This is a genomic window from Mesorhizobium sp. L-8-10 (assembly GCF_016756635.1).
In the GTDB taxonomy this organism is placed as follows: Bacteria; Pseudomonadota; Alphaproteobacteria; order Rhizobiales; family Rhizobiaceae.
Genome location: NZ_AP023263.1, coordinates 5,541,303 through 5,559,651, shown reverse-complemented (window position 1 = coordinate 5,559,651; position 18,349 = coordinate 5,541,303). Strand labels below are relative to the sequence as shown.

Annotated in this window: 15 protein-coding genes and 1 pseudogene; 9 read left to right on the top strand and 7 right to left on the bottom strand. The window is 62.7% G+C overall.

Annotation, left to right across the window (positions count from 1 at the left end):
- Positions 1-37: 37 nt before the first annotated feature.
- The 6 genes and pseudogenes from JN280_RS26045 to JN280_RS26020 form a co-directional block, all read right to left on the bottom strand.
- Positions 38-733 (bottom strand): DUF2161 domain-containing phosphodiesterase, encoded by a 696-nt coding sequence (locus JN280_RS26045; protein ID WP_202306634.1) that lies wholly within the window; start codon positions 731-733, stop codon positions 38-40.
- Positions 734-930: 197 nt separating this feature from the next.
- The gene (locus tag JN280_RS26040; RefSeq protein ID WP_202306632.1) at positions 931-2,535 is read right to left on the bottom strand and encodes a copper resistance CopC/CopD family protein; all 1,605 of its coding nucleotides are present in this window, start codon (positions 2,533-2,535) and stop codon (positions 931-933) included.
- Positions 2,536-2,589: 54 nt separating this feature from the next.
- Positions 2,590-3,120, bottom strand: a complete 531-nt coding sequence (locus JN280_RS26035) for a YcnI family copper-binding membrane protein (RefSeq protein WP_202306631.1) — start codon at positions 3,118-3,120, stop codon at positions 2,590-2,592.
- Positions 3,121-3,420: 300 nt separating this feature from the next.
- Positions 3,421-3,906: pseudogene (locus tag JN280_RS26030) on the bottom strand (SCO family protein); the annotation flags it as partial.
- Positions 3,887-4,351: a copper chaperone PCu(A)C gene (locus tag JN280_RS26025; RefSeq protein WP_244742086.1), complete on the bottom strand. Its 465-nt coding sequence runs from the start codon at positions 4,349-4,351 to the stop codon at positions 3,887-3,889. The pseudogene JN280_RS26030 and the gene JN280_RS26025, both read right to left, overlap by 20 nt.
- A gap of 186 nt (positions 4,352-4,537) precedes the next feature.
- Complete coding sequence (locus JN280_RS26020) at positions 4,538-4,921, bottom strand: DUF2946 family protein (RefSeq protein WP_202306629.1); 384 nt, start codon at positions 4,919-4,921, stop codon at positions 4,538-4,540.
- A 466-nt stretch (positions 4,922-5,387) separates the two neighbouring features.
- Between JN280_RS26020 and crcB the strand changes: the two genes are divergently transcribed.
- From crcB to JN280_RS26005, 3 genes are read left to right on the top strand one after another with little or no spacing between them, the layout of a single operon-like run.
- On the top strand, positions 5,388-5,795 hold the full coding sequence (gene crcB, locus JN280_RS26015; protein WP_202306628.1) for a fluoride efflux transporter CrcB: 408 nt from the start codon (positions 5,388-5,390) through the stop codon (positions 5,793-5,795).
- Positions 5,792-6,343, top strand: coding sequence for a CrcB family protein (locus tag JN280_RS26010; RefSeq protein ID WP_342216124.1), 552 nt, complete (start codon positions 5,792-5,794; stop codon positions 6,341-6,343). The genes crcB and JN280_RS26010 overlap by 4 nt, the downstream gene beginning before the upstream one ends.
- A 53-nt stretch (positions 6,344-6,396) precedes the next feature.
- Complete coding sequence (locus tag JN280_RS26005) at positions 6,397-6,735, top strand: DUF190 domain-containing protein (protein WP_202306627.1); 339 nt, start codon at positions 6,397-6,399, stop codon at positions 6,733-6,735.
- A gap of 167 nt (positions 6,736-6,902) precedes the next feature.
- Here the strand turns inward: JN280_RS26005 and JN280_RS26000 are convergent, their stop codons facing one another.
- Positions 6,903-7,361: a YybH family protein gene (locus tag JN280_RS26000; RefSeq protein ID WP_202306626.1), complete on the bottom strand. Its 459-nt coding sequence runs from the start codon at positions 7,359-7,361 to the stop codon at positions 6,903-6,905.
- A gap of 72 nt (positions 7,362-7,433) precedes the next feature.
- On the opposite strand from JN280_RS26000, the gene JN280_RS25995 reads away from it, so the two are divergent.
- The 6 genes from JN280_RS25995 (at position 7,434) to JN280_RS25970 (ending at position 18,259) form a co-directional block, all read left to right on the top strand.
- Positions 7,434-8,162 carry a helix-turn-helix transcriptional regulator gene (locus JN280_RS25995; protein WP_202306625.1) on the top strand — a complete coding sequence of 243 codons (729 nt, stop codon included), beginning with the start codon at positions 7,434-7,436 and terminating at the stop codon, positions 8,160-8,162.
- 145 nt (positions 8,163-8,307) lie between these two features.
- Complete coding sequence (gene hsdR / locus JN280_RS25990; RefSeq protein ID WP_244742083.1) at positions 8,308-11,694, top strand: type I restriction-modification system endonuclease; 3,387 nt, start codon at positions 8,308-8,310, stop codon at positions 11,692-11,694.
- 13 nt (positions 11,695-11,707) lie between these two features.
- Positions 11,708-13,183, top strand: coding sequence for a class I SAM-dependent DNA methyltransferase (locus JN280_RS25985; RefSeq protein ID WP_202306624.1), 1,476 nt, complete (start codon positions 11,708-11,710; stop codon positions 13,181-13,183).
- On the top strand, positions 13,183-14,559 hold the full coding sequence (locus JN280_RS25980; RefSeq protein ID WP_202306622.1) for a restriction endonuclease subunit S: 1,377 nt from the start codon (positions 13,183-13,185) through the stop codon (positions 14,557-14,559). Before JN280_RS25985 ends, JN280_RS25980 begins: the two co-directional genes overlap by 1 nt.
- The gene (locus JN280_RS25975; protein ID WP_244742079.1) at positions 14,537-15,493 is read left to right on the top strand and encodes a restriction endonuclease; all 957 of its coding nucleotides are present in this window, start codon (positions 14,537-14,539) and stop codon (positions 15,491-15,493) included. The genes JN280_RS25980 and JN280_RS25975 overlap by 23 nt, the downstream gene beginning before the upstream one ends.
- 36 nt (positions 15,494-15,529) lie before the next feature.
- Entirely contained in the window at positions 15,530-18,259 is a 2,730-nt protein-coding gene (locus JN280_RS25970) for an ATP-binding domain-containing protein (protein WP_202306621.1), read from the top strand.
- Positions 18,260-18,349: the final 90 nt, after the last annotated feature.

Here is an 18,349-nt window from a genome sequence, read left to right as displayed (position 1 = left end):
CCGCCAGCAATCCTTTTCCACTGCCGACGCCTCGAAGCTATTCGCCGCCGTCCGTCACGGTCCCGGAAGGGGAGACGTCTGCACCGACCGGCCGCCAGCGCCGCAGCGCTTCGACACCATGATCCGTGAGCCCGTACACGCCGCGGTCGACGCGTTCGAACCAGCCATAGACGTTGGTGAGCAGGATCCTTGCCGCATCCGGCGCCACTGCGCGCAGGTCGCGCGGACGCAGGCAACTGTCACGCAGCGCGTCTGCGCAGGCGAGGGCGCGTTGCCGGTAAGCCGTCATGATCGGCATTTTCGACCCACCTCCCTCGGTCGGGTCGCCTCTGCGGCGGCGATGCTCCTCGACAAGCCGTGAGCGGCGCCTGGCGTTCTTGCGCGGCATCGGGGCCGTCGGCCCGACAATAACGTCGACGGTGCCGCTGTCGGACACCGCCAGCATGCCGAACCCCAGACGACGGCAGAGGTCGCGAAAACGGCGATCGCTGCCTCGCCCCTTCTCTTTTGCGGAAACGCGGGCGGCCAGCCAGATCTCGTCGCTCGCGGCGGCCCTGTCGACGGCCTGCAGGACCAGTTCGAGATTGAAGCGCAACTTGAGTTCGCAAACCACGACGACAGGCGGCTCGCCCTCGCTGAGCCCGACAACGTCGCAATTGGCGACTTCGCCCTTCACCGTATAGCCAGCCGCCTCGAGGAAGCGTTTCACCGGAAGATAGAGCTTGGTTTCCAATCCTGTCGACTCGCCTCGCACGCATTCAAGGGCATTTCGGCCTGTTCTTTAGCGAAGACAAGTCGAGACGGCCCGTGGTTCCTGCTTTTGCTCGAGTAGGATGCTGGATGATCGCGCGCGCAGGTGGGGCAGATGCGATCTTCGCAAGAGAATTCATTGTTTCACTCCTCGTCTCGTTGTCTCCGCCGACACGGCGATTACCGTCGGATATTGACTTGGCCGTCCAATCTCGCCAGATCGAAATCGCTGATCAGTACGTCGATCCGAACCGTCCACTGGCCGGCCAGGGGCAGCACGACTCCCTCGGCGCGCCAGGTCCCATCGGCCGACTGTTCGGCTCCGCGCTTGAACTGTTCTATCCCGGCAGTCGGATTAGCAAACACGAAAGTCACTTCCTTCGCGTCCAGCGCTCCGAAGTCACCGGTCGTGATGACGGCGGCTACGTCCACCGGCCCAGCCCGGCCCGGCGTGATCGTCAGATCGGCCATCACCTTGGCGGTATGGATGTGAATGGAAGCGGGCTCCGCGGCTGCCGCCGCAAGGGTCCGCGGCGGCGGCGTGAAGCGCCATGCGGCCGCAGCGCCGAAGATAAGCAGCACGACCAGGGTCTCGACGGCGATCGACCTGGTCAGCCTGCGTGTTGCCGCCACGTCACCCGCCACGGTGGAACCGGTCAGAGACCAGCGGTTGACTGCCGCCAGAAGGAAGAGGCCGGCCAGCAGTGCGAGTTTGACGAGGAACACCCGCCCATAGGTGGTTCCGATCAAAGCCCTTGGATGCTCCACCTGCACGATCGCCAGCGCGATGCCCGCCGCCATGAGCGCCGCGACAGCATACGGAACGAACCGGGAGAAACGTCGCAGCGATCCTATGGCCGCAGGATCGCGATGGCGCAGCGCCAGACCGAGCGGAATCAGCGCGCCGATCCAGACCGCAATCGCGGTTGCGTGGAGGAAAACCGCCGGTCGCATCAGCCATTGCGGCGCGGCCGCGCTCGCATGGCCGCTCAGCGCAAGTGCGACGCCGCCGGCAAACAAGCCGAGAGGGGCGAGGATGTTCTGCAGGCGTCGCCATACAAGGCCAAGCGCAACGGCTGCGAAGGCGGCAATGGCGGCAAGGACGGTCCGGCCATGGCTGGTGCCGAAGCCGGCTGACCAGATGGTCGGCTCGGCAAGACGTGCAGCCGGTGCGCCAAGCGCATCCAGTCCCTGGAATCCGATCGATACGACCGCTCCGAGCGTCCCGATCGCCAGCGCCATGGCCATCGACGTCCGGCCCCGGCCGATTCCAGGCATGAGCATGCGGACGGCGAAGAAGCCCCCGACACCCAGAAACAATCCGACATAAAGGCCGATCTTCGAGAGCCAGAGGCCGGTGCGTACCGTCCAGTCTATATGTTCCTCGATAAGCGGCGCGTTCGCGCTGGCCCCGCCGATCGAGAAAACCACCGATCCGCCGATCGGATGACCGTCCTCGGAAACCACCCGCCAGGAGAACACATGCGTGCCGCGACCGAGGTCGCCCGGAGCGTCGATTTCCAGCAGGTTCCCCTTGAGCGAGAAGCGGTCAAGCGCGGTCGCGGAGCCATCCGGCCGGATCAGCTTCAGCGCAAGCGGAGAAACCGGTTCCGAGAATGTCAGGCTGTAGGAGGTTGGCGCGCTTTCGAGGACCGAGCCGTCGGTCGGCTCCGTCGCGTTGAGCGACGCATGCGCCCAAGCTTCCGTCGCCAAGGCAAGCAGAAGAACGGCCGCTACGAAGGCAGACCGCAATGAGGAAACCACCGGATTCAATTGATCGGCCATGAGATGTTTCCGGAGTGCCCGGCGACGGCATAGCCGCCGCCGGGAACCCCTCGATCAATGACCGCCCGTCTTTTCCAGGATCTTTATGCCCGGCGCAGGCTGCTCGAGATCGTCGCTCGTCTGACCCGCTGCCGGAACCTCGATCCAGCGCTCGGCCTTGCCGTCCGGGCATTCCTGCACGACCGGAAAATAGAGCATTTCTCCAACCTTGAAGTCGCCGGCCAGGGTGCTGCGCAGGACGAACTCGTCATATTCGTCGTCAGCGAGGTTACCGCCCTTCCAGATGATTTCCTTGACGCCTTCGCTGGTGGGCGTGCCGTAGTAGTCGTAAGTCTTCTCGTATTTGCCCTTCACCTTTTCCAGGGTCCAGCCGGCCTTGGGCATGGGCTTTACCGAGATCACGCCTTCGGGAATCCGTACGCGCACCACATTGGTCGGCGCCCCTTCGCACCCGTGCGGCACGCGGAAGACCGCCTTGTAGGTCGAGCCGAGGGCGGCTTCGCCCTTTTCGAGCGTCACATGGGCAAAGGCCGGCGTTACTGCCATTCCCACCCCTGCCACAGCAATCATGACTTTCTTCAGCATTGAAGTTTCTCCTTTTGATGCCGGCAACCGTCCGGCGAGGTTTCTGTGACCGGCCGACCAGCCGGCTGTTTTGTCCGGGCGGGTTGCGCATCCGGCACGGCTTCGGTGATCTGAGGCGTTGCCGGCCAACGTGTTTCGGGTATCGAGACGGCGAAACGTCATGCCGAGCCGCCCGCGATCAGACGCCTCAGCTTCTCCAGCCTGACCTCGGCCTTCTCCTCGTGGGCGATGGTGCCCCGCGAACGCGCCTTTGGCATCCATCAGGAAGATCGATGCCGTATGGTTCATCGCGTAGTCGCCGTTCCCGGTCGGGATCTTTTCCCAATAGGCGCGGTAGGTCCTGCCCACCGCCTTGAGTTCCGCCTGGGTCCCCGTCAGTCCGACGATGCGCGGATCGGACGACTCCAGGTAGCGGGCCAGAAACTCCGGCGTACCGCGCTCCGGATCGACCGAAATCAAGAGCATCTGGAGCCTGTCGGCCTCTGGCCCGAGGGCCTTCAGCGCCTCCGACAATTCCCAGAGCGTCGTCGGACACACTTCGGGGCAGTGGGTGAAGCCGAAGAAGACCGCGGACGGCTTGCCCCTGAGGTCGGTATCGGAAAGCGTCGCGCCGGAATGCGTTGTCAGAGCGAACGGCCCGCCGATCGTGACCGTCGGCTCTGCGTCCCGTCCAAGCAGATCTGAGGCATAGGCCGCGGCAAACGCAGCAAGAACAACGCCTGCCAGGATTGCGGACGAAACGGCTTGGCGCCTCAAGGCGGTTGCCTCAGCCACCGTGGCCGCCATGTTTCTTGTCATGGCCCCCGCTTTCACCCATGCCTTGCACTGTGAATTCGACGTCCACTGTGCCGGCCTTCGCGAAGGTCAACGCCCCCGTGAACGCCGCGCCTTCCTTCGCTGCCTGCCGCAAGTTCATGAACATGATGTGGAACGAGCCAGGCTTGAGCTCGACGGTGCCGCCGGCCGGAATTTCCAGACCGTCCACCAGCGGGCGCATAGTCATCACGCCCTTCGTGTCGACCGCCATTTCATGGATTTCCGCCTTGCCGGCAATGACGCCGGTCACCGAGACGAGCCGGTCAGGCGTTGCACCGTTGTTCTTGATTACGGCATAGCCGGCGGCGACCTTCGCTCCTTCAGGGGTCGCGCGCGACCACGGACGGACGATTTCGATCTCGCCTATCTTGTACTCATGCGCCAGCAATGGCTGGCACATCGCGAACAGGAGCATCAGCGTGAATCCGACGGTGCCGAACCGCTCCTCGACGGATCGAAAGCGGGAAACCGGATAGGTGTTGAGAGCGACGCGCACGGCGTCGCGAAAGGAACTGTGCATGAGATTTGCTCCAAGCGTCCGATGCACGCAGGGCGGCACGGAACGAATCTGACGGATAATCGGCGCGGGGCGCCGGTCGAATCAGATCGTCAGCGGAGGAGCGCGGGGACTGCCGGGATCGTGATCAGGAGCTTCGGCCCGGACACCGGGGCGGGTGTTGTGGAAAACGTCAGGGTGCGACAGCGGCCGCAGCAACGCGAAGCCGTCGCCCGACGGCGCGGCGACCGTGAAAGAGGCGAAGCTGCATCCGAAAGTGCAGCAGTTCGGCAACTTCGAGTGGTCGCCGGTGGAGTCACCATCGTCGTGGTCGATGCTGGTGATGCAAAGGGGATTGCCGAACGCATCGAGTTGCGGCCCGGATGGCATCGCACCGGCGGCCCATCCGGCGGCGAACGCCTGCAGCACGAGCACGAAGCCTGCTACAAACGCGATCCACCAGCGCGGTCTTTGCCCCAGCTCGAACAAGATCTGCTTTTCCTCTCAGGACGGATTCTTAGCAGCCGAACCCAAGGACAGGGAAGACGCCGTGCTCGCCTGCGACAATTGGGTCTTGAGATGTCGGCGCCGCTGACGTTCCATCAGCACGATGTTCGTGGACCAGCCCTTGTCGTGCCGGCCTTCGTTCCGAATGCGGCAGCGGGTCCAGGAGCATCTGTTTCGGCTGCGGAGGTCTCCAACCCGGCGGAGCCGGGAATTCGAATTCCAGCATCAGCCCCAGGCCAGCGCGCCTCCAACCGATGCCGCTCGGAGTGGGGAAGTGGAACGCAACGGCGCTTTGTGCTCTTTTTGGCAAACGATCATGCCTGCTACGATGATATGCGCGTCACCGGGAATCGCGATCGGCGGCCTCCACATGCTGCCCGGTGGCATCGATCTGGAAGGACGCCCGGTTCGCTGCGGCGACCGAACTCGCGGATGGATCGACAAGGAAATGCAGGACGTTCTTCATGCGCTGATGTGGGTGGCGCTCGGCAGCGCGCTCGGCGGGCCATCGCGGTACTTCGTCTCGGGTGTGGTCGGCCGGCATGTCGGCGAGACCTTTCCCTGGGGCACGATGGTGGTCAATGTCAGCGGCGCCTTTGTCATCGGATTTGTCGCAGCGGCCGCGTCCATCGATGGGCTTCTGCCGATGCCGTCCGCCTGGCATCTTGGCGCAACCGGATTCCTGGGTGCCTACACGACCGTTTCCTCGTTCAGCCTCCAGACGATGGCGCTGGTCCGCGACGGCCAGATTCTGAAGGCCGGCGGCAATGTGGTGCTCTCCCTCTTTCTTTGCCTCTCGGCCGTCGCGCTCGGTTTCGGCATCGGTGCCTTCAGCCTTGGGGCTGGCCCTGCATGAGTGAACCGGAGGAGGCCCGTTTCGGCAAAGATCAGGTCGTCCGGCCGACGAGGATGGCCGAGCGGGAGCCTGCGAGGCGGCACTGGTTCCGCGAAAGGCTGCTTCTTTACGCCGCCGTGTCGTTCGGTTCGATCATCGGCTCCGTTTTGCGGGCACTTGCCTCGATGGCTGCGCTGGCCTGGTTCGGCCCGGGATTTCCGTGGGGCACCTTGTTCGTCAACCTCGTCGGCTCTTTCGTCATCGGCTTCTACGCGACGGTCACGGGGCCTGACGGGCGAGCATTCGCCGGTATGCGCCAGCGCCAGTTCGTGATGAGCGGCATCTGCGGCGGCTTCACCACATTCTCGATCTTCAGCCTGGAAACCTTTCAGTCGCTGCAGGCCGGCAGGTTCGCGCATGCCGGGCTCTATATCGGCATCTCCGTCGTCACCTGGCTGGCAGCGGTCTGGGTCGGGCACGCTCTTGCCTTGCGCCTCAATCGCCTGGAGCATCAAACCCGAAAGTGGGTACCGGCTTCGGGAAAATCCGATGCCCGATCGAACCGGTAGGGCGGCAGCGCCGGTTCCGTCGGCGCATCCGCCGTTCCAGGAGGAACAACGTCATGCAGATACCACGCCAGGCCATGCTTCTGCGGATATTCATCGGCGAGGATGACCGCGACGACGGTCGCCCGCTTTACGAATCCATCGTGCTCAGGGCTCGCGAAATGCAGCTTGCAGGCGCCACGGTCATGCGCGGCGGAATGGGCTTCGGGCAATCCAGCCGGCTGCACACGACCAAGATTCTGCGGTTGTCGGAGGACTTGCCCCTGGTCGTCGAGATCGTCGACAGCGAGGAGAAGATCAACGCCTTCCTTCCGGTGCTCGAAGGCATCATGTCGAGCGGGCTGGTGACGCTCGAAAAGGTGCAGGTGCTGCAGTACGGTTCAAGCGGGACCTGAGGCAATCTCGCGAATGCACGCAGCAGCTTCGAACAAATGACATCCGCTCAACAAAGGACCTGCAGCGCGTCGCCTGAATCCTGTTCACGCTTCGCGCTGCACCCGATACCGATGGGTCGATGGGGCGGCGGTTGGAGCGCGCCGTTGCGCCGGCGCGGGGTGGCTGTTCATGGCGCATGCAGGACGCCGTCGCCGAACGGGTGGTCGATGACCATCTTCCATCCGCCATCCGGCTGGCGTCGCAGCACCGCGACCGAGAGGGCGGTCGTCTCCTTGCCGTCCGGTCCCGGTGCGGTCCACTTCATCAGATGCAATGCCGTGTCTGCGGCCAGCACAACCTCGTGGGCGCCATAGGTAAACGCGACGCCGGACTCGATGAAGTCGGCGAACATCGCCCGCAACCCGACATTGCCCGTTACCGGCCGGCCCGGTTCGCCGACGACGACGGCGGCCGGGGCATAGGTCGACATGATCTTGTCGATGTCGCCGGCCGCGAAAGCTGAGGTCATCGCGTGTATGGTAGCCAATACTCTGGTCTCGTCGCTCATCGGGGTCTCCTGTGCGTGGGCTGCGTCGGGGGTGGCGAACAATGCGGCTGCGAGCGCCGCTGACTTGACGATCTGCATATCGGGCTCTTTCTCCCTTCGATGTCTCGATGCTAGATTGAGACAGCGTCAAAAAACGGCAGTGGCGTTCGGATGCGGCTCTTCCGTCTCTTCCAGCTTCTCGACGAGCTTCGGATTCGCCGTGTGCCGGTCCCGGCGCGAATGCTGGCGCAGGACATGGGCGTGTCGCTGCGCACCCTCTACCGTGACATTGCCGATCTGCAGGCGATGGGGGCGCCCATTCGCGGCGAAGGCGGCGTCGGCTACGTCATGGATGCGGGCTACTTCATGCCGTCGCTGCGATTTGACGAGGAAGAACTGTCGGCGCTCGCTCTGGGCGTGCGCCTCGTCGCCGCGCGGACCGACCCGCTTATGTCCGAGGCGGCCCGGCGTGCGGCGGCCAAGATCGCATCAGCCGTCGGCGAGGAGACGCGCCGGGTCTTCCTGGACAGCCCCTTCGAGGCGGGGCCGAGCGATGCCGCCAATCCGCCTCACCTGAAGGCGCTACGCGACGCGATCCGACGACGAAAGGTGCTGGAAATCGACTATGCCAGCCTTTCGGGAAAGCCGTCCACCCGGCGCGCGCTCCCGCTCGGCCTCACTGTTTTCGACACGGTCTGGCTACTGACGGTCTGGTGCGAAACAGCTCGCGACTTCCGGCATTTGCGCGTGGACCGCATCGGCGCCCTGCGCGATACCGGCGAACGTTTCCGACATGAACGCGGCAAACGCTTCGCCGACTGCCTTGCCCGGGAAGGCAACGATACCTTCCTGCGCCCGCCCTGGAATCTTGCAGGCCAGACCTCTGCTCAATCCCGTTGAACCCCACCGTCAAAAGGCCCTCGGTGTGCGACCACGGATTGCTCGCCAGAGTCGGACATGGGCTTGTCGCGCACCGCTCGTGGCGGCTGCTCGATGGCGGCGGCTGATCTATACTCGCATGACGAGAATGCTGTAGGTTGACGCCATGGGAGAAGTGGGCGGCAATTTTCAGTTTCTTCAGGGGCATAGTCCGCAGCTCGCCAAGCTTGGTAGGCTGGCTGAACGTTACTTTTCGGACGACGCGCCGACGGCGCTGGTGAAGCTCCGGCAATTTGCCGAGATTGTCGCGAAAGAGGTTGCCGCCCGACAAGCGCTCTACAACGCTCGGATGACATTTGACGACGTCCTGCAGACACTGAGATCGCGGTCGGTGCTGCAGCGGGAAGTCGCCGAGCTGTTCTTCCACCTGAAACGGGCGGGCAACCGTGCCGCGCATGAGGATCGCGGCACGCCGGCCGACGCACTGACCGGGTTGAAGATCGCTCGCGCAGTTGGCGTGTGGTTCCACCAGTCCTACGGTGGAGCGCCTCAGTTCAAGCCGGGACCTTTCATTCCGCCAACGCCGCGCGCCGATGTTACTGCTGCCCTTCAAAAAGAGATCGACCGGCTCAAATCGGCTGTGGCGGAAAGCACCGATGCCGAGGCAAAGGCAAGGCTCGCGGCTCAGGAAGCCGATGGCGCGCGAGCCGCACTGGAAGGCCAGGTTGCATCGGCGCAGGCTGAACGTGCCTTTTGGGAGAGGTATGCTTCCGAGACCGAGGCCGCGCTGAATGCCGCCGAGCGATCGCTGGCGGCGCTGCAGTCGGCGGCTGCCGAAACACCAACGGTCCAGCTTGATCTTCTCGCCAAGGCCGCCGCCGCGAGCGCCGGGAATGTGGACATCGACGAAGCCACGACGCGTGTGCTGATAGACGAGCAGCTGCGGGCCGCCGGTTGGCGCGCCGACAGTGAGAAGCTTCGTTTCGGGGCGGGCGCGCGGCCTGGCCCGAGTGAGGCGGCTGCAATCGCGGAATGGCCTACCGCGAGCGGCCCTGTCGACTACGCGCTTTTCATCGACGGCCGTTGCGTCGGCGTCGTCGAAGCGAAGCGGCAGATTCGGGATGTGCCCGGCCGCATTGGCCAGGCCAAGCGCTACGCGTGCGACATTCAACTGACGCCGGAGCAGTCACCGGTAGACGGCCCGTGGATGGACGGCCTGGATCGCTTCCGCGTGCCATTCCTGTTCGTCACCAACGGCCGACCCTATGTGAAGCAACTGGCGACCAAATCCGGGACCTGGTTCTGGGACGCCCGCACACAGGCGCAGCCTCGTGCCCTTGCGGAATGGTTCTCGCCACGTGACTTGAGCGAGCGGCTGGAGCAGGAGGTTGATCGCGTCGCCGAACTGGCGGACCGCGAAATCGGCGTCACAGGGCTGCGGCCATACCAGCAGGAAGCGATTCTTGCGGTCGAGGAGGCGGTTGCTCGCGGTCAGGACAACATCCTGCTTGCGATGGCGACCGGCACCGGCAAGACGCGCCTTGCCATCGCATTGATGTACGAGTTGCTGCGCAGCAAGCGATTCCGGCGCATCCTCTTCCTTGTCGACCGCAATGCGCTCGGACGGCAGACGCTGGACGCTATGAGCACGACCGACACCAGCGGCTTCCTGAAATTCGACCAGGTATTCCCCGTCGCCGATCTGGCGAAGAAGTTTCCCGAGGCGACGGATCGCGTGCAGGTGGCGACCGTGCAGGCGATGATCCGCCGCATCTTCGACGACCCCGATGCCGAAAGGCCGACGCCCGGTACCTATGACCTGATTATCGTCGACGAGGCGCATCGCGGTTACACGCTGGATGCCGAGTTGCGCGAGGAGGACTTGTCATTCCGCAATCTGGACGACTACCTGTCGGCCTACCGCAAGGTGCTCGACTATTTCGACGCCACCAAGGTCGCGCTGACGGCGACGCCGGCGCTGCACACTCGTGAAATCTTCGGCGCGCCGGTGTTTCGCTATGGCTATCGCCAGGCTGTCATCGACGGCTATCTGATCGACCATCGCCCGCCGCGCCGCATCACCACGGCGCTCAGCCAGACCGGTATCGTGTTCGACCGTGGCGAAGAGGTGAACATCGTCGACCCCCGCACCGGGCAGGTCGACCTGTTCAACCTGGAGGACCAGGTCGACTTCGAGGTCTCCGAGTTCAACAAGAAGGTCTATACGGAGGCCTTCAATCGCGCGGTTGCGGAGGCGGTCGCCGCCGAGTGCCCGCCGGATCAGCTTGGAAAGACGCTGGTCTTCGCCGCGCGGGACGATCACGCCGACACATTGGTGCAGCAACTTCGTGCCGCGTTGGTGGCAGAGTACGGCCCGCAGCCCCACGATCTGGTCGAGAAGATCACCGGCTCGGTTGACCGGCCGCTCGACCGCATCAAGGCCTTCAAGAACGATCCGCGTCCGAAATATGTCGTCACGGTCGATCTGCTGACAACCGGCATCGACGTGCCGTCGATCACCAATCTGGTCTTCGTGCGGCGGGTCAACAGCCGCATCCTCTACGACCAGATGATCGGCCGCGCGACGCGGCGCTGCGACGAGATCGGCAAGGAGTATTTCCGCATCTTCGACGCGGTCGACATCTACGCCAACCTGCAGGAAGTCACCGACATGCGGCCGGTCGTGGTGGATCCGTCGCTGACCTTCGCGACACTGGTCGGCGACATTGAACGCGCCACGACGGACGAGGACCGCGCCTTCGTGCGCGACCAGATTGTCGTGAAGCTGCGCCAGCGCCTGAAACGAATAGACGGGCCGCAGCGCGAGGCGCTTGAGCAGGCGCTAGGACCGCTGGAGGCCTTGCCCGACAGGCTGAAGTCGGCGGAACCCTTGGCCGCGCAGGAGCTTTTCCGGCAGCATCCGTCGCTCGTGACGCTGCTGGATTTGGCAGGGGTCGGAAAACGACGCGGCGACGGCATATTCATTTCGGAGCATGACGACGAACTGATCTCTGTCGAGGACCACTACGGCGACAAGGCCAGTCCGCGCGACTACATCGAGAGTTTCGAGACCTTCGTGCGTTCCAACATGAATGCCGTGCCGGCGATGATCGCCGCCACCCAGCGTCCCCGCGATCTGACCCGCAAGGAACTGAAGGAGCTTGCCACGCTGCTCGACGCCAATGGCTTTTCGGAGGCCCATCTGCGCCGCGCCTATGGCAGCGTGCGCAACGCCGACATCGCCGCGCATGTCATTGGCTTCGTACGCCAAGCCGCGCTCGGCGATCCGCTGGTGCCCTACGAGACGCGCGTGGAAAACGGCGTGCAGCATATCCTTGCAAGCCGCGCCTGGACCGCCAAGCAGCGGCAATGGCTGCAACGCATCGGCCGCGCGTTGAAGGCACAGCCGGTCGGCGATCCGGAAATCCTGTCCGATCCGCTGTTCGCCCAGGCCGGTGGGTTCGAGGTGGTTGACCGCGAGTTCGAATCCGGGCTGGAAGGGGTGCTCAAGGATTTGAACGCCGCCATCTGGGATGGTGGCGAGGCCGCATGACGAAAGACAGACGATGAATGCTTCGGCAAATCTGGTGAACAGGCTCTGGCGTCTCTGCGCGCTGCTGCGCAAGGACGGCATCACCTACATGCAATATATCACCGAGCTGACCTATCTGCTGTTTCTCAAGATGGCGTCGGAGCAGAAGGACGAGAGCCGCATTCCCGAACAATATCGCTGGCACGCGCTGAAAGGCGCCAGCGAAATCGAAGTGCTTCAGCGTTACCGGCAGGCACTGATCGACCTCGGCGACGGCGAAAAGGTGAAAGATCGTTCGGTGGTTGCGATCTTCCAGAACGCCTCCACAATCGTTCGGGAGCCGGCCAATCTACGCAAGCTCATCGACGCGATCGACGGCCTGCACTGGTTCAGCGACGAGCGCGACGCGTTCGGCGACGCCTATGAAGGTCTGCTCCAGAAGATGGCCGAGGAGACCAAGCGCGGGGCGGGTCAATATTTCACGCCGCGCGCGCTGATCGAGGTGATGGTGCGGCTGATGAAGCCGCAGCCGGGCGAGGTGATCCAGGATCCAGCCGCTGGGACCGGCGGTTTCCTGATTGCCGCCAACAGCCGGATGAAGGCCGACACCGACGATTATTTCGAGCTCTCGCCCAAACAGCAGGCTTTCCAGTTGAGCCAAGCGCTGCGCGGCATCGAGAACGTGCCTGATACCTTCAGGCTGCTGTTGATGAACCTGCATCTGCACGCCATCGACCCGGATAATCTCGACCTCGCCGACACGCTTTCGCCCGCAGGCTCACGGCCGCAATACAAGAACGCCGGCCTGATCCTGACCAATCCGCCCTTCGGCCCGGCGGGCGGGCCGCCGACGCGTGACGATCTTTCCATCACCGACCGCGTGTCGTCTTACCAATTGCCCTTCGTGGAGCACTGCATTCGCGCGCTGAGGCTTGGTGGCCGTGCGGCAGTGGTCGTGCCGGACAATGTGCTGTTCGATGACGGTCGCGGCAAGACGCTGCGGCAGCGGCTGATGAACTGGTGCAATCTGCACACCATCCTGCGCCTGCCGACCGGCATTTTCTACGCGCAAGGGGTGAAGACCAACGTGCTGTTCTTCACCCGCGCTGACGAGGAAGCGCCGATGGAGGACGCGACACGCGAGGTGTGGATTTACGACGCGCGCTCCGGCGCGCCGTCCTACGGCAAGACCAATCCATTCAAGGCGTCGGACCTTGAGGACTTTGCCACCGCTTTTGGCGACGACCCGAATGGCGCATCGACGCGCATAGATTGGGGCGAGGAGGGCCGCTTCCGCCGCTTCACCCGCGAAGAGATCGCAGCACGCGGCGACAATCTCGACATCACCTGGCTGAAGGACACCAGCACCGAAGCCGAAGACGGGCTGGAGACGCCGGAAGACATCGCCGCTGCGATCGAGGGCCACCTGAAGACGGCGCTGGAGGAGATCGCCGCGTTGGTAGCGGAGCTGGACAGCGACAGTGGGACGCTGGCGGAGGCGGCGGAATAGTGAGCGGCAGACCTGCAACAAATCGCGTGATCCGCGGGCGCGCAGCGATCTCTGTGAACGATCCGGAACACCCGCTTCCAAACGGTTGGATCCGTGCTCTTCTTTCCGACGTCGCCGAACTAGGCACGGGCCACACACCTAGCCGCAATCATCCCGAGTATTGGGATGGTGGCGTACCATGGATCGGAATTACAGACGCACGGACGCATCATGGCGGCGAGATTCATACAACGAGCCAGACCATTACAGCGCTTGGCCTGGACAACTCTTCAGCGCGACTTTTACCGCAAGGCACCATCTGTCTGTCCCGCACGGCTTCCGTTGGCTACGTCGTCAAGATGGGCCGCGACATGGCGACTAGCCAGGACTTTGTCGCTTGGACATGTTCAGATGCGCTTGATCCAGATTATCTGATGGCCGCACTTCTTGCTGAGGGTGAGGACATCAGAAAGTTTGGCGAGGGATCGACGCATACGACGATCTACTTCCCAGCGGTTAAGGCCTTCAACGTTGATGTACCGCCTCCTGCTGAACAACGCCGCATCGTCGCGAAGCTGGATGCGCTCACCGCCCGCATCGCCCGCGCCCGAGTGGAGTTGGATCGGGTGCCGGCGTTGGCCGCCAAGATTCGTGCTGCGGCATCTGTCCGCCTTTGGGACGCGTCTGGCGATACGACATTAGAGGACTTCCTCGAGGCACCTATCAGGAACGGCTTGTCGGTGAAGGGTTCAGATCAGCTACCAGGGATACGTGCCTTGCGTCTCAGCGCACTGCGCGGTGCCCATGTGAATTTGGAGGATGTTCGCTTTCTTCCCATTACATCTGACCGCGCGGAGCCGTTCCGTCTGATTGCCGGCGATGTTCTAGTCAGTCGTGGGAATGGTACACTCTCGCTTGTTGGCAAGGCGTCAGTCGTCGAAACGACGCCTGTCGAAACTACGATCTTCCCTGACACCGCCTTTCGTTTGCGAGTTGATCGCAAGAAGGTCTCAGAACGTTGGCTAAGCCTTGTGTGGAACAGCGCTGAGGTGCGGAGCCAAGTTGAGGGGATGGCTCGTACGACTGCGGGCATTTGGAAGATATCGCAGCGGGACCTGCAAGCGGTTAGACTACCCAGAGTGGGTTTTGCGGAGCAAGTGCGTATCGCAGATGAGGTTCAAGCGGCCTTCGGCCGCGCCGATCGCCTCGAAGCCGAAGCGTCACGCGCCCGCGCGCTGCTGGACCGTCTTGAATCCGCCATCCTCGCCAAAGCCTTCCGGGGCGAACTGGTGCCGCAGCACCCGAACGACGAGCCGGCCAGCGTGCTTCTGGAGCGCATTCGCGCGGCCCGCGCCGCTGCGCCCAAGGCAAAGCGTGGACGAAAGGCAGCAGCATGACGAGGCGGGGCGCATGACGATCCCCGACTATCAGGCCCTGATGCTACCCGTGCTGCGCATCGCCGCAGCTGGCGCGACGCGCGTGCCGGAAGCGTCCGACAAGATCGCCGATCAGCTTGGACTTTCGGAACCCGAACGCGAGGAGATGCTGCCCAGCGGCCGCCAGCGCATCCTGCACAACCGCATTCACTGGGCGAAGTTCTACATGAGCAAGGCCGGGCTGATCGACAGCCCATCGCGCGGCGTGTTCAAGGCCAGCGAAGCGGGCAATGCGCTGCTTGCACGCAACCCGGCATCGATCGACGTTGAAACGCTGAAGGCTTATCCCGCCTTCGTGGAGTTTTATGCGGCAAGCAAGGAGGCCTCGCCGGCGGAAGCGGCTGCGACCAGCGCGGCAGCCGACGCGGCCTCGACACCCGAGGAGCAGATCGACGCCGCCTACGCAGTGCTCCACGCGGCGCTGAAGGCGGACCTTCTCCAGCGCATCGCCGCGCAAAGCCCGGCCTTCTTCGAACGGGTCATTGTCGATCTGCTTGTCGCCATGGGATACGGCGGAACGCACGAGAACGCGGCCCAGCGGCTCGGACGTAGCGGCGACGGCGGCGTCGATGGCGTGATCGACGAGGACAGGCTCGGCCTCGACCGCATCTATGTGCAGGCCAAACGCTATTCGCCACATGTCGGCGTCGGACGGCCGGAGGTGCAGGGATTTGTCGGCAGCCTCGTCGGCCTTGGTGCAACAAAGGGCGTATTCGTCACCACGTCGAGCTTCAGCGCGCCGGCCCTGGATTTCGCGCGCCACCTGCCGCAGCGCGTGATCCTGATCGATGGCGCCCGGCTTGCCGAACTGATGATCGAACACGGCGTCGGCGTGCGCGTCAGCCGGACAGTCGAAGTCAAGCGATTGGACGAGGACTTCTTCGCAGAGGAATGAGGCTGCGTGGTACGTGGTTGGATTGGGTGGGGACACATGACGCAAGACGAACAAAACCCGGGTCGGGATGAGCAGGTGGAGGCGTTCGCCAACGAGGTGCTCGCCGCTCTTCAAGCCATTGCGAGCAATGCCGAGCGTTTGCGAAGTCAAGGCGGCGCTTCCACCGCGAACGTGCTCGCAAACTACAATGCGGTGACCGACAATCGCGCTTTCAACGCATACTCGCGGGTAACGGAAGAGGTGCAGATAAGCCTAGCGGCGCTGATCCGCGAACCTGCGCTGGTGAGGGTCGTAGCAGTCGATGAGGATGAGAAACTCGGCACCTATTACATCTGCCGCGAGACGGCTCATGGTGTACCCGGCTCGCCGTGGAAGCTGGCTGGGCGAAATACAGCAATTGGTCGTCTTGCAACGGGCAAAGTCGGCAATGAGATTGATATCCGCCTGCCGAAAGGTGAACAGAGCTATCTGATCCTGGAGCGAGCGGAACTAGCCCCCAGTTTCAAATCGCAGATGTGGGACGCGGTTGGCCGCAAGATCCACAGTCAGAGTTACGGACCACTTAACGTTGATTCACTCAGGGCGTTTCTTTCAGCTGTTGGACAGGCGAAAGACAGCGACGACCCGTTTGAAGCTGAACTGCTTCAGGAAAGACTGGCTGAGATTGTTAAAGATAAGACACGCCGGGCATTTCTCACCAAGATGGGCCTGCGTGATCAGCCTATTCTTGACGAGTTTCAGGATGCGGTGTTCCGGTTGCCGTTGAACCGGCGTCTCCTGATCATCGGCCCTCCCGGCACCGGCAAGACCACTACGCTGATCCGGCGGCTTGGTTTCATGGCCAGGCCGAATGAACCCGAACAGGAGCAGGACCGGCAATTAATTGAACGGGCTCATTTCGAAGGCGCCGTTGCCCATGCGGACAGCTGGCTGATGTTCACGCCGACTGACCTTCTCAAGGATTATCTTCAGGAGGCTTTCAATCGCGAGCGGATACCCGCGCCTGATAGGAATGTCAGCACATGGACTAACAAACGCCGCGAACTCGCACGCAATCAGTTCCGAATTCTTCGTGCATCGGATGGCAGGGGCGCATTCACCCAGAAGGATGATGAGCCATTCATTACAGCCGCCACACTGACGGACCAGATTCCCTGGTTTGAAGCCTTTGACCTGTCGCAAAAGGCAAAGTTCTGGGGCGATCTTATGTCCAATGCGGACGCTCTGGCCGCACACGGCGACCCTGAGATAAATCGCCAGATTTTTGTCCTCGGCGCTGCCGCACGCAAGGGGCATGACGGCGACGACAAGGACGCCATGATCGACTTGGTCGAGGCATCCACCAGAATCCGGAATAGGCTGGAGGCCGTTCGCGACCAAACCAGAGAGCTGTTTGAAGGCGCATTCAGGATCGAACAACGAAAGGACCCCAGCTTCGCCCAGCAATTTGCAGCTTTCCTCGACACGCTGCGGCAAGCCGAAGACGACAGTGACGACGTTGATGATGAAGACGAAGATGCGAGCGCCACGCCCCAGGGCAGAATGCAGGCGACGCAAAGGGCTTACGTCAACAACCTGAGGCGACAGGCTCTTGGTCTCTACATGAAGGACCGGCCGCGTCCCGCTTCGCGGGCGGGCCAGATCGCCCAATGGATCGCGGATCGCAGACCTGACGATGCCGGGCTTGTGGAAACAGGCAAGGCTGTTCGTCTCCAGCGACTCCTTGCGTCCTTTGCAGACCCGCTTAGGCGATACGTCAATGCCACGCCCAATCGATACCGGCAGTTTCGTCGCGAGGCGGCTTCCGAGGGGAAATGGTACGTTGAGGACAAGATCAACGAACGTGAGGCTGGCCCTGCGGAAATTGACCTGATGTTGCTGGCCAGCCTGAGCCTGCCTGCCGCATTGCTTGAAGATCGCCGAGTGCTGAATGCACTAAACGAACCGCGCTGGACCATCGTGGCCAGCCTTAGGAACCAGCTGCGCAATCAGATTGCCGTCGACGAGGCGACGGACTTTTCGCCGGTGCAACTGGCGCTCATGGGGTTGCTGGCGACGAGAACGATCCAGTCATTTTTTGCGTGTGGCGACTTCAATCAACGCATCACCAAGTGGGGTGCGAAGGGCAGCGACGACATGCAGTGGGCTTTCCCGGACATCGATGTGCGCCGTATCAGTATCACTTACAGGCACAGCCAACAGCTTGGCCACCTTGCGAGCGAAATCATCCGTGTCTGTTCGGGCGAAGTTACGGCTGCTGCCTCGCCAGAGAATATGGACAACACCGGGTACGCGCCCGTTTTTGGAACTGAACTAGCGAGCATCGATGCGCTGGGGCAATGGTTGGCTGAACGGATCGGCGAAATCGAGAAGCTGAGCCGACCGCTCCCAACAGTCGCTGTCCTGGTCAATGACGAGCGGCATGTAGTCCCTGTCGCTGATTCTCTCCGAAACGCCCTCCAAGATTACAATCTGCATGTTGAATCATGCATCAATGGGAAACATGCCGGCAATGATAATGATGTCAGAGTGTTTGATGTCCAGCATATCAAGGGTCTTGAGTTTGAGTCGGTGTTCTTCGTGAATGTCGACGAACTGGCAGAGCTCAAGCCTGATCTCTTTGACAAGTTTCTCTACGTTGGCGCGACTCGTGCCGCGACGTTCCTGGGCATGACCTGTAGCGGTCGAGCACTTCCGGAAAGGATTGAGTCCTTGGCGCCACTATTTGGGAAAGACTGGGATATCGACACAGCGCGCACGGGTTAGATGATTGAAACGCCCTTGCGCGATGGCCCGCAACTCCTCAGCAGACCACCAAATGTCCGACAATCAGTCGCCGAGAATCGTGCTCTCCAT